Source organism: Acidimicrobiales bacterium (genome assembly GCA_036491125.1).
Lineage (GTDB): Bacteria > Actinomycetota > Acidimicrobiia > Acidimicrobiales > AC-9 > AC-9.
The window spans coordinates 1-11,413 of sequence record DASXCO010000060.1; the positions used below are offsets into that span (position 1 = coordinate 1).

Here is an 11,413-nt window from a genome sequence, read left to right on the forward strand (position 1 = left end):
TCCACGGCCGGTCGCGGGCGAGCGCCCCAGTCCGAGAAATGGGCCTTCAGAGACTGCGCCGTGTCCGACAGTGCGGAGCCAACGGGGGCCAGGCTCTCGGCGACCTGGCCACCGGCACCCGATGCGATCTCTCCGGCAAGGTGAGCCGCCTCGTCCAGCCGCTCGGCGAGCAGCGCCCAGGCCGCCGCTCGGTGGGGCATGAGGTAATCGCTCTCGTAGAAGAGCTCGAAACTGGGACCGGCCGTCTTGCCGTCGAAGCCCGGCCCGACGGGGAGGGTCGTGATCAGCTCACCAAGGGGCTTGATGACCTGGAACATCAGCGCCAGGGTCGCGTCGGCCAGCGTGGCCAGCTGGGCGTCGGTCTCCTCGGTGTGAGCGAAGTACCGCTCGAAGATCTGGAGCAGGATCTCGTAGCCGACGTTGAACAGATCGGTGCACTTGGCGGTCAGCACGTCGGTGATGAGGGGCACCTCGACATGGCGCTCCGGCTGGCGGCAGTTGGCCGCCACCACGGGACGGACCGGGTCGAAGCCGGGGTTGGCCTCGGTCATCTGCAGATACTCGTCGAGCACCTCGACGAACTGTCCGAAGTGAGCAGTTCGCCAGTCGCCTCGCGGGCCCTCGCCCTGCTGGAGGATGGTGTCGACTGCCCGCTGCGCAGAGCCGAGGTCCGTCACCGCGACCAGCTCGGGCCAACGGAAGTTCGCCGCGGTCGCCTGGGCCTCAGGCGGCCCCACGAACAGCCGATCCTCGCCGTACTTGTCCGCCAGGTGGGCGAGACCCTGCTCGATCGAACGGTACAGGTGACCGACCGTGGCGAAGTCCTGCAAACGGGGGACGATGTCGCCCTTCTCCAGGACCGGCTCCGCCCTGCCCATGGCTGTGAGGCCTTCGGCGTCCTCGAGGTCCATACCCTCGGGGCGCTCGAGGAACATGAAATGCCGGAGCGCCTCCTCGCCGAAGGGCAGCAACGCCAGCTGCACGCCAGCGGGATAGTGATCGAGGGGCTGCGGCAGGTTGGGCCGGCCCAGGTGCGGCGCGGCGCCGACGGCTGACAGGAGGTTGTGCACGAGCGCCAGGTGCAGCATCTCCTGGGTGGCCACGTGGGCGACGACCCCTCGCCAGCGTCGCACTGCCTCGACCTGTGCCGCGCTCAGACCCTCGTCCTCACCCTGCTTGAGCGAAAAAGCGGCAAAAAGGTACTGGCACATGATCCCGTGCTCGAGCTCCGCCGCCTCGCAGAGCATGTAGATCAGCGCTTCCCGGTGCTCGATCACGAAGGGAGCCTCGGGTTCCGCCTTCCCCCCACGAGCCGCGATCAGCTGCGCCAGCCTGCCCTGCCCCGCCGTGATCGCAGCTCTATTCGCCGTTTGACGACCACTGCTCACGGCGCTCCTCCCTCGCACAGCCGGGCCGGATGGCCGACCCTATCGAGGACCCACGTCATCGACAACCAGTTCTCGTCTCTCGTTCCGCAAGCAATCCTTGGTCGCCAAATACCCAACACTTGTGCGCCTGAGCGGTCCAGCAAACCCGATTGAAGGAGGCCCCGCGGCGCTCAGTGGGTTCGCTCCCACCAACCCCCGCCCGCTCGCACGAGCCCAGATTGCTCGAGCCGGTCGAGGACGGCCGCAACATGCTCCAATCCCATCCTCGTGCGCCGCATGATCTCCTCGGTCGGAGTCGGCTGCCAGTCGAGGGCGCGAAGCGTCGCCGACTCGTCCTCCGTGAGCGCAGGGTGTGATGGCGGCGCCGGCGCGGCTCGCCCGGTTCGCTCCAGGTCGAGGGCCGCCAGCGCGTCGTCGGCATCTCGAACCGGCGCGCACCCATCGGCCAACAAGGCGTTCGTCCCCTCCGATGCGGGACTGCGAACCGAGCCCGGGACGGCCATCACCGGTCGCCCCCGCTCAATGGCGGCGGTGACCGTGTACAGCGCACCACCGCGGCGATGACACTCGACGACGACCACGACGTGGGCGAGGGCGGCGATGATCCGGTTGCGCATCGGAAAGCGCCGGGGCGCCGCCGGCGTCCCCAGCGCTGACTCGGACAGCAGGAGGCCTCTCGTCGCAACTTGTTCCCACAGTTGGGTGTGGCGGCGCGGGTAGACGACGTCGAGACCCGAGGCCACCACGCCGGCAGGAGGAGCACATGCCGCGGCCAGCGCGCCGTGGTGGGCAGCACCGTCGATGCCGAGGGCGAGCCCGGACACGACCACGACGCCCGCTCGAGCCAGGTCGCGACCCAGCTCGGACGCCACCTCTTCCCCGTAGTGGGTCGCCGAGCGGGTACCGACGACGGCGACGGTGGGTCGGGTGAGAATGTCGAGCTCGCCCCGGGAGTACAAGACGGCGGGCGGCTGGTGATCGGCGGCCAGCACCTGCGGGTAGCCAGGATCACCGAGGTGGTTCACGGCGACCGCCGCGCCGTCGCTCATGATGCCAGCGACGGTGCCAGCGCCGCCAAGGCCACCCGCAGCTCCAGGGCCGCGGCCACCTGCTCCGCTCCGACGACCGGGGGCGCTCCGTCGAGGTCGGCCATGGTGCGGGCGACGCGCCGGATCCGATGCAGGCCGCGGGCGCTCAGGGTGCCCGATCGCAACCGGCGCTCCAACAGCGCCTCGGCGTCGCTGCTCAGCGGTGCTAGGTCGTCCAGGCGGTTGGCCGGAATCTCTGCATTGGCGCGCAGGCCGCGTCCGCGAGCCAGCTCCCGGGCCTGGGCCACGCGCTCGGCCACCACCGCGCTGGGCTCCCCCGGTGGCCCACCCAGCAGTTCCTCCACCGCCGGGCGAGCCAGAGCGACCCGAAGATCGAAGCGGTCCAGCACGGGCCCGGAGAGACGACGGGTGTACCGGGCCCGCGCCGCCTCCGAGCACCGACACGCCCCTGGTGTCGATCCCTCGCCGCAGGGACAGGGGTTCATGGTCCCGACGAGCAGGAAGCGGGCCGGGAAAGTCATGCTCGCTCGAGCCCGGCAGACTCGCACCACACCCTCCTCGAGCGGTTGGCGCAGCGCCTCCAGCACTGTCGTGGCGAACTCACCCATCTCGTCGAGGAAGAGGACGCCGTTGTGGGCAAGGCTGACCTCGCCGGGTCGCATCCACGACGTCCCACCCCCGATGACGGACACGTCCGATGCACCATGGTGGGGCGCCCGGAAGGGCGACCGCCGGACCAGACCGCCCGACAGGGCGAGCCCGGCCGTCGAGTGCACGCGCGTCGTCTCGAGGGCCTCGGCCGAACCCAGCGGGGGGAGAAGGGGCGCAAGCCGGCCGGCGAGCATCGTCTTTCCCGAGCCCGGAGGGCCGATGAAGAGCAGGTGGTGTCCTCCCGCGGCGGCGACCTCGACCGCCCGCCGACCGAGGCGCTGGCCGCGCACGTCGGTCAGATCCGGCTCCTCGGAACCCGCCGTTGCTGTCCTCGGGTGGGCTGACTCGCTCGGCCAGGCGCCGACTCCCTGCAGGGCGTCCACGAGCTGGGACAGGGACCTCATCCCTCGAACGACGTGGCGCCCGACCAGTGTCGCCTCGTCGGCACAGGCTGCCGGCACGACGACGGCACCGACGGACATGGCATCGACGAGGGCGACGACTCCAGGGATACGACGCAGCGAGCCATCGAGGCCGAGCTCACCGAGGAACCCGCAGTTCTCGACGGCATCTGCGGCCAGCTGACCGCTGGCGACCAGCAGACCGATGGCGATCGGGAGGTCCAGTCCGGCGCCGCCCTTGCGGACTCCGGAGGGGGCGAGGTTCACCGTCACTCTGCGCAACGGCCAGGGCAGCCCGCTCGAGAGCAGGGCTGCCCGCACGCGGTCTCGTGACTCCCTGCAGGCGGCGTCGGGCAGGCCGACGACGGTAAACCCGGGCAGCCCGTTCGAGACGTGCACCTCCACGGCGACAGGGCGACCTTCGACGCCGAAGAGGGTGGCGGATGAGATAGCGGCGATCACGACTACTCCCTGGTCGTGCGGTCCATGGGGAGGGCCGTGGATGTCGGCGCCGGCCACTCGAGACGCCGAGAGCATCGTAGGCAAGGGGTGTGACGGCGGCGTCCGCAGCTAGCTGACGCGCCCCGGCGCTATAGACCTGTCGCCTTACTCACAGATCCGGGCTGCCCTCCCTGAGCAGGGAGATGAACTGGGCAGGGCGGCCCTCACCAGGCTTCGTCGTGCGTACGAAATCGGCCAAAATCTCGGCGAAGCGCGCCGGCGCCTCGACATGGGGAAAGTGGCCGACGCCCGGAATGATCTCCAGACGGCTGGCCGGGAGGGCCCGGTGTGTGGCGTAGGCGTGATCGAGAGGGATGATGCCATCGCGGTCGCCCCAGATAATGAGCGTCGGGACCTCGGCCGTAAGGTACAGCCGGTCTCTTGCGCTTACGGACTGTCCGCCGGGATCGATCACGGCTCGTACCGTTCGCACGAAAGCGTTGCGGTTCGCCGACTCCGTGAGCGAGGCGTAGGCCCGCCACGACTCTGCCGCCCCGACCGACCGTAGACCTCGATCGAAGAGAAACCGCGCTACCGCGTTGCCCCAGCCTCGCACGAAGGGCGGGAACAGCACGGGCATGAGAAATTCAGCACCAGGAATGGTGAGGTAGCGAAGCACCCAACTGACCTCCCGACCCAGGCCACCACTGTCCACGAGGACAAGGCGCTCGCAGATCTCCGGGTGTTGGTAGGCCAGCTGCATCGCGACGCCCCCGCCCAGGGACTGGCCGACCAGTGTGGCCCGCTCGATCCCCAACACAGCGAGGAGGTCCCGCAGCCCGCTGGCGTGGGCGCCGAGCGAGTAGTCACCAAGGGGCTTGGCCGACTCGCCATGTCCAATGAGGTCAGGTGCCACCACTGTGTAGTCCCGGGCGAGGAAGGGCATGACCTCTGTCCATGCGCGCGAGCTCCCGGCGATGCCGTGGATCAGAAGGAGCACAGGGCCTCGGCCGACGCGCCGGTAGCCCACTTCGTGGCCGTGAATGCGTACACGCTCGAGCGGATAACTCACCGTCGGCCGGTCCCCTTGGCTGTGCCGCTCGGGCGGCGACCGCCACGTGCTTCCGTGCGAGATCGACTCGTCCGCCGGGCCAGCTTCTTCAGCTCGGCCGTGGCATCAGCTACTCCTGTAGCCAGGTCCCAGAGACGGGGCATGAGCTCTCGCGCCCCCAACAAGCCAAAACCCACGCTGTCCATGTAGCTCAACACCGTGATGTTGAGCCCCAACCCGTCGAAGATAGGTCCGAGGGGATACAGAGCCGTCAGTCTCGATCCGGCGAAGTACAGCGGGAAGGGCGGTCCGGGAACGTTCGAGATGACGACGTTGTGGATGGGTCGATGACGCTCGGCCAGCTTCATGGCGGAGTACAAACGGGCGGCCTGAGAGAAGACGTTCGGCGCCGCTAGCTCCGCCCATTCTTGGAGCATCGTTGCCCCCACGGCACTGTGCTCCTCCTTGGCTCCCTTGGTGGACTCGTGAATAGCGTGCAGCCGCTCCACAGGGTCATCGAGGTCGGTGGCCAGGGAGGTGAACATGGCGGACACTTGGTTCGCCCCTGACCCTGGCTGGTCGCCATCGGCGCGAACTGAAATAGGCACTGTCGCGATGAGAGGTTTGTCGAGGTGCTCGCCGCCCTGGTCGAGATAGCGACGGAGGGCTCCGGCGCAGATGGACAGCACCGCGTCGTTGACGGTGGTTCCAAAGGCGTTCTTGATCGCCTTGACGTCGTCCAAAGGCACGCTGGTGAACGCCACCCGCCGATGGGGTGTGATGGCAGCATTGAAGGACGTGCGGGGAGCGTCCAGAGGGGTGCCACCTTTGGGTGCACCTCCCCGGCGGCGCAGGACGAGCCTGACGACAGCGCCCAGCGTGGTGGGGACGAGCTTGGCCAGCTGCACCGGCCGCCGTAGCCGCGAAGTCAGTGCGTAGCCAAGCATCTCGATGTCTGACGGCTTGTGCTCCGGTTCCCAGCGCGGCGGGGCGGCTTGATGCTCGCCGGGCTCGGGGGCCAGGTCCAACAGGTGGACCAAGATATTGGCCCCTGACACTCCGTCGATGGTGGAGTGATGCAACTTTGACACCGTTGCCACCTGCCCGTTCTCCAGTCCCTCGACCATCCAGATCTCCCAGAGTGGCCTGGAGCGGTCGAGCTGGAGGCCGATGATGTGGCCCGCTAAATCCGCAAGCTCCTCGTCCCCGCCCGGAGCTGGCACCGCGACTCGACGCAGGTGGAAGTCGAGGTCGAAGTCAGGATCCTCGATCCACACGGGGTGGTGAAGGTTGAACGGCACGCGAGCTAGCCGACGACGGAACTGTGGTACGAGATGGAGTCGATCTGCCACCGTCTCCTGGACGCGGGCGAAGGTGTATCCGCCCGCCACCGTCGATGGATCGAAGGTCATGACAGACGACACGTGCAGGTGGTTGGCGGGCGTCTCGAAGTACAGGAAGGATGCGTCCAATCCGCTCAGTCGCTCCATGGCCCGGCCTCCCGACTACCGCGCAGGCGTGCGATCGGCGTCTCGGGTTCGATAGAGAGCTCTGTCCAGCCCGGCGACGCTCTGCATTGGACCTTCTTACCCAGCTTGCAGGCAATTCCCACCCGTTCGAGGTAGCTCCGGCGGTATTCCGGTCTTCGAAGGGCGGCATCCAGTCGTGCGGCGATCGTCCAGGCCTTCGACCTCCGTCCCCCCTCTCGATCTCTCTGCCCGACCCACGAGCAATGACCACTCCCCCATCATGGTCCCCGTTCGCCAACAGCTGGGTCTGGCCAGCCGGTACTAGGAGGTCGCAAACTCATGCAGCCCTCTGCGTGTCCTTTCGCTCCGGTGCCAATTGCGACGGAAACGCATTACATCGGAAGCAGCGCAGCTCGGCATCAGAGTGCGACGAATCCGGATGCCACGCGAACGCCTCCTGGGAGTCGCAGCGCGGGCACCGGAATGCCCGCCGGACCACCTGACCACAGTTCCCGCAGGGCTGTCTACCAATACCCATAAAGGATCACTCACCTTCAAAATGGGTTGTTGCACAGCGCATCTGCCCTCCGACCCCTGCCCCATGGCCTCTCTTCCCCAGTGCCCGTCAGAGTAGTTTTTGATACCCCGAATCACAGAAGACAAACCAGGGCAGCACGGTCAGCGCGTACTTGTGTCCCGGCGCGTGGCGCACGTTGCAGAGCAGAGGTGCTTACGATCTCCAGAGGCGCGAGTCGGCGGAACCCACGTTCGCAGGAGGAGACCGGCAGCCCCCGTACACTCGGCACATCGACACGGGACTGCACGAACTTGTCCTTCAGATAGAACGCGTTCTGCCGGCTACTCGTCCCACTGTGTTCGCGGCCTTTAGCGACCCAGATGACCTAGCAAGGTGGTGGGGTCCTGCGGGGTTCGCCGTCCCGAGGCTGGAGTTCCAGGCGCGAGTCGGCGCGACCTATCGGATCCAAATGCAGCCGCCGGAGGGCGATGCCTTCTACATCACCGGTAAGTTCCAAACTGTCGACGCGCCCGATCGGCTCGCCTATACGTTCGCATACGAGGAACCCCACCCCGATGACGTTGAAACTCGGGTCGATCTTCTCTTCCGTGATGTTGGTCAATCAACCGAGGTTGCCCTCACGCAGGGGCCATTCAAGACTGAGCCACGTCGGACGCTTCACCGGGACGGGTGGACAGACAGCTTCAACAAGCTCGAACGGTTCTTGGTCTCGCAGGGTTCTGGCACCCAACACGGCGCTCGTGAACCGCGAGCCCGCCCGAAGTGACGACAGGCTGAGCCGTGCGTGCCAACTCCGAGCGCAGTGGGTCTTGGATCAAGCCCGCGGCCACTGAGACGTCAACATCGCCGCTGACGACGCCCGGTTCCTGGTGCTTCCATGTGGCATGGGCCTTGCTCAACACTGCTCGCATGGGACGGTTCTCGTAGAGAACCTCTGCGACCAAGTGAACGATGCCAGCATTCGAAGCAGCCGCCCCTACCGCGCCGAGGAGGAGAGTCCCCAAACCGCGTCCGTGGTAGTCGTCGAATACATCAAAGGCGATATCCGCCACCTCGTGGTCGTCCCGGCGCCGGATGTATCGACCCTCCGCTACCGTACGCCCGCCCTCGTCGCTCGACACCCTCCAGGCGAAATGATCGACGTAGTCGATGTTGACGAGGTAATCGATCATTTGCCCGCTCGGGCGGGCTGACGTGAAGAAGCGACGCTGGATGAACTCCTGCGATTGTCGAGCGAAGGCGGTGGCCAATTCGTCGCGGTCGGTCGCAAGCACGGGGCGAACCAGGAACCGCCCGCCGCCGTCAGGCAGTTTTACGGGAACGCCTTCAGCAACGGTGGCGAAGCGCGGAGCGGCGACACAGGTCAACCGCTCGTGCACTCCGGGTATCCCCACGAGCAGTTCGAAGGCCCCCTCGTCACCGACCGCCGCTCGAACCGGGGAGGCTGCCGTCACGGTCGCGTGGCGCGGACGTCTTGTGAGGAGGGCGAGCTCGCCCAGCATTGAACCCCCTCCCGCCGTTCCCAAGGTGTGTGTGTCGCTGCCATCGCTCCGCGACACAGTGACAGCCCCATCCAGGACAATGAGGAACGACGTGCCCCGGTCGCCTTGGCGCATCAAGACATCGCCCGCTTGATACTCCGCAATCACCAGTGTTGACCACAGCTCGCCGAGCGAAGCCCCGTAGGGACTTGCGAACAAGTCGAGCGAGGCAAAGTCGGCTGCGATCGCTGTCGTGTATCGATCTCCTGTCCGGATCGGTGTGGTCGTTGCTGTCATCGTGGTCCCCTTCGCCCCGGCACTCTCGCACCGAGCTGCATCGTGACCGCGACGCTACGCACGGGCCGTTCGCTTAGCGTTCGCTGACCTGACCAGCGCTGCCAACGCTCAGTGTCGGACGCGGACGCTCCCCGCGCACCACATCGCAACGACACGCGACCCGAGCATCCGGCTGTGTTCCCTCTCGGCGTGCTGCGGCCCCTAGATGCTCGTCCGAGCACCCAGCCATCGTGTTCCTCTCTGGCAGTTGTCAGTTACCCTGACATAGTGGTAGGGTGCTGGAGATGCCACGGGAACTGACAGCGTCCCCACCACCAGGAGCAAACCTGGGATACCTGTTCCGGCTCGCCCACCAACGGTTCCGGGCGGCGCTCGAGGAGGGGGTACAAGACCTTGGGCTGTCCGCGCAGGAGTACGTCATCCTCAGCGTGTTCGAGACACGTGTGGAGCTGACGGCTTCCGAGCTGGCGCGCATCACCCAGGTCACGAGGCAGACGATGCACACCGCCGTCTTCTCGCTAGAGAGCGCGGGCTTGCTCGAGCGCAGACCCAGGAACCAAAGGGTCGTTCTCGTTCGCCCCACGATACGGGGCCGTAAGACCCTCAAGGCCGCAACAGAGCGCGTCCGCGCCGTCGAGCGGAGCGCCCTCGCCGGTCTCAGCTACAACGACGAGCGCGCGATACGGACTTGGCTCGCCGACGTAGCCGCGATGACAACCAGCCCTCGACAGACCAACGTCGAGTGAAAGGAGAGGGTGTGATCGATGGAGTGCTCCTCTCGAGGCCGGCAGGCGCGCCGGCCAGCCCCCAGCTGTTGACCAACCACGACGAGGCCACCGGGGCGCGAGTCGCCCGGCACCAACAGCGCCAGATCAGTGGAACCCGATCATGACCCTCCATCAACGTATCCACAGCGCCGAGGCCGATCTCTTCGCCACCATCGATGCAGAGGTTGACGAATCGTTTCTCGAGCTCGCCACTACCGGCTTGCGCCTGCGGCTGCTTTCACAAGGCAGCGGCCCGCCAGTGGTGCTGCTCCACGGCGTGTCTCTCAGCGCCGCCGCCTGGGCGCCGTTGTTCAGCACGCTCTCGGGCTACCGATTGCTCGCGGTGGACCTTCCCGGTCACGGGCTGTCGGACCCCGTCGATTATGGACACGGTCACCTGCGTGAGCACGCGCGCGAGTTGGTCGACGACATCTTCGACGCGCTCGGGATCGACGAAGCGCCGGTCATCGGCCACTCGCTGGGTGGAATGCTCGCGCTGTGGTATGCGGCCACCAGCAGCAAGCGGATCTCCAGGCTGGTGGCGATCGGAGAGCCAGCTGTCGCGCTTCCCGGCGTCCGCGTACGCATGCCACTGTCGCTGTTGACCGTACGCGGCCTCGGCGTGGCCTTCTTACGCTCGCCCACTACCCGCTCGCTCTATCGCCGCCTGCTTGCCCAAGGCCTTGGTCGCGCCGAGGTTGCCGCCGCACCGGATTCGCTCATCGACGCGCTACGCCTATCCGCCCGTCGGCCTGAGAACGCGAGAACCGTTAGCTCGCTGATGCATGCGATCGACCACTTTCGCCGGCCGCGCACCCAGAGCGTCCTCACCACTCCGGAGCTCGCCGCGATCGCCATACCCACGATGTTCATCTGGGGAACAGACGCCCCCTACCTCTCCGCCGAACGTGCTCGGCCCTCGATCGACCAGATTCCGAAGGCGACGCTTTGCGAGGTGCCCGGTGGGCACGGCCCTTGGCTCCTCGACCCCAAGCGAAGCGCGGATCTGATCCGAAGCCACCTCACCAGCATCACGGCCAAAGAGCCATGACATGGGCGCTCAGTGGACGAAAGTCTTGGGCCTCAGCGTTGATGTCATCAGCGCCTCCCTCGCCCACTGGTCTTGGGACCACCGGAGCGGGCGGCCTGACCCTTGGAGAAGGGCTCTTGGCGGGCGAGATCGGGGGCTGGCCGTTGGGCGAGGGCGCCAACTGCCCGATCCGGGACCCGATTCGTCACCCCGAAGACCTGCCCTGCTGAGTGCCCTCTCGGCCTAACCCTCAACCTTAGGTCGAGGGATGGCGTGTTCCAGCGAGAGCTGCCCAAGGTGGGCCAGTGTTTCGTAATGTCCCTGGTCAGGTACCCCCGCACCGCGGATTTGAACGCCTGCCCCCCGTCCCGACGACGCGCCCATCGGGCAGCGGCTCGGCCAAGGTGTTAGGGCATCGTCGAAAGGACGGCTCTGGCCTCCGCATCGATGCTTGAGGGCTCCCGCAGCCGGCCGGCTACGCCCTCGATGAGCTCCTCGTCGTCGATGTCGAGGTCGACCCTTCGGCCCCGGATCCGTGTCCGGCCGCCCGGGTCGATGGCGATGACGAGGTCTGGCTTCTCCTCGGCCAGAACGAACCGAGAGAAGCGGGATCGCCACGAGCGGCGCTCAGCTCCTATCTCGGGATCGGCAACCACGAACATGTCGTCGGCGTGAGTCGCGAGCTCTCCGGCGACGTGGAAGGCCTGCCATCGGCGGGGATATTCGCCCACGCTGGTGTCGATCTCATCGCCGCCTTCCCTGAATCGGCGGCGGGTGTCGGCGTTCTGCTGCCGCCACACGGCCAGCAGCTGCTCGGGTGGGCTGTCGGCCTTGTCGGCGCGCTCACTCC

At 67.0% G+C, this 11,413-nt stretch carries 9 protein-coding genes; 2 read left to right on the forward strand and 7 right to left on the reverse strand.

Going from position 1 to position 11,413, the window contains the following annotated elements; all coding sequences use genetic code 11:
* The 6 genes from VGF64_04720 to VGF64_04745 all read right to left on the reverse strand — a co-directional run.
* The coding region (locus VGF64_04720) for a ferritin-like protein (GenBank protein HEY1634039.1) at window positions 1–1,277 on the reverse strand (1,277 nt) is incomplete at its 3' end.
* 281 nt (window positions 1,278–1,558) lie between these two features.
* Window positions 1,559–2,437 carry a DNA-processing protein DprA gene (dprA, locus tag VGF64_04725; protein ID HEY1634040.1) on the reverse strand — a complete coding sequence of 293 codons (879 nt, stop codon included), beginning with the start codon at window positions 2,435–2,437 and terminating at the stop codon, window positions 1,559–1,561.
* Entirely contained in the window at window positions 2,434–3,951 is a 1,518-nt protein-coding gene (locus VGF64_04730) for a YifB family Mg chelatase-like AAA ATPase (GenBank protein ID HEY1634041.1), read from the reverse strand. Before VGF64_04730 ends, dprA begins: the two co-directional genes overlap by 4 nt.
* 148 nt (window positions 3,952–4,099) lie before the next feature.
* Window positions 4,100–5,002 carry an alpha/beta fold hydrolase gene (locus VGF64_04735; GenBank protein ID HEY1634042.1) on the reverse strand — a complete coding sequence of 301 codons (903 nt, stop codon included), beginning with the start codon at window positions 5,000–5,002 and terminating at the stop codon, window positions 4,100–4,102.
* Complete coding sequence (locus VGF64_04740) at window positions 4,999–6,471, reverse strand: wax ester/triacylglycerol synthase family O-acyltransferase (GenBank protein HEY1634043.1); 1,473 nt, start codon at window positions 6,469–6,471, stop codon at window positions 4,999–5,001. The genes VGF64_04735 and VGF64_04740 overlap by 4 nt, the downstream gene beginning before the upstream one ends.
* A gap of 1,200 nt (window positions 6,472–7,671) precedes the next feature.
* Entirely contained in the window at window positions 7,672–8,766 is a 1,095-nt protein-coding gene (locus VGF64_04745; GenBank protein ID HEY1634044.1) for a cyclic nucleotide-binding domain-containing protein, read from the reverse strand.
* 284 nt (window positions 8,767–9,050) lie between these two features.
* Here VGF64_04745 and VGF64_04750 point away from each other — a divergent pair, with 284 nt between their 5' ends.
* Window positions 9,051–9,512, forward strand: coding sequence for a MarR family transcriptional regulator (locus VGF64_04750; protein ID HEY1634045.1), 462 nt, complete (start codon window positions 9,051–9,053; stop codon window positions 9,510–9,512).
* 142 nt (window positions 9,513–9,654) lie between these two features.
* A complete protein-coding gene (locus VGF64_04755) occupies window positions 9,655–10,584 on the forward strand; it encodes an alpha/beta hydrolase (protein HEY1634046.1) in 930 nt (309 codons plus the stop codon).
* 386 nt (window positions 10,585–10,970) lie between these two features.
* Here VGF64_04755 and VGF64_04760 read toward each other — a convergent pair.
* Window positions 10,971–11,413 (reverse strand): hypothetical protein (locus VGF64_04760; protein ID HEY1634047.1); only part of this gene is annotated, 443 nt, incomplete at its 5' end.

Bases quoted from the DNA above. Each gene is read 5' to 3' on its own strand.
- dprA (HEY1634040.1), bottom strand. From the start codon at position 2,437: ATGAGCGACGGCGCGGCGGTCGCCGTGAACCACCTCGGTGATCCTGGC.
- VGF64_04740 (HEY1634043.1), bottom strand. From the start codon at position 6,471: ATGGAGCGACTGAGCGGATTGGACGCATCCTTCCTGTACTTCGAGACG.
- VGF64_04745 (HEY1634044.1), bottom strand. From the start codon at position 8,766: ATGACAGCAACGACCACACCGATCCGGACAGGAGATCGATACACGACA.
- VGF64_04750 (HEY1634045.1), top strand. From the start codon at position 9,051: ATGCCACGGGAACTGACAGCGTCCCCACCACCAGGAGCAAACCTGGGA.
- VGF64_04755 (HEY1634046.1), top strand. From the start codon at position 9,655: ATGACCCTCCATCAACGTATCCACAGCGCCGAGGCCGATCTCTTCGCC.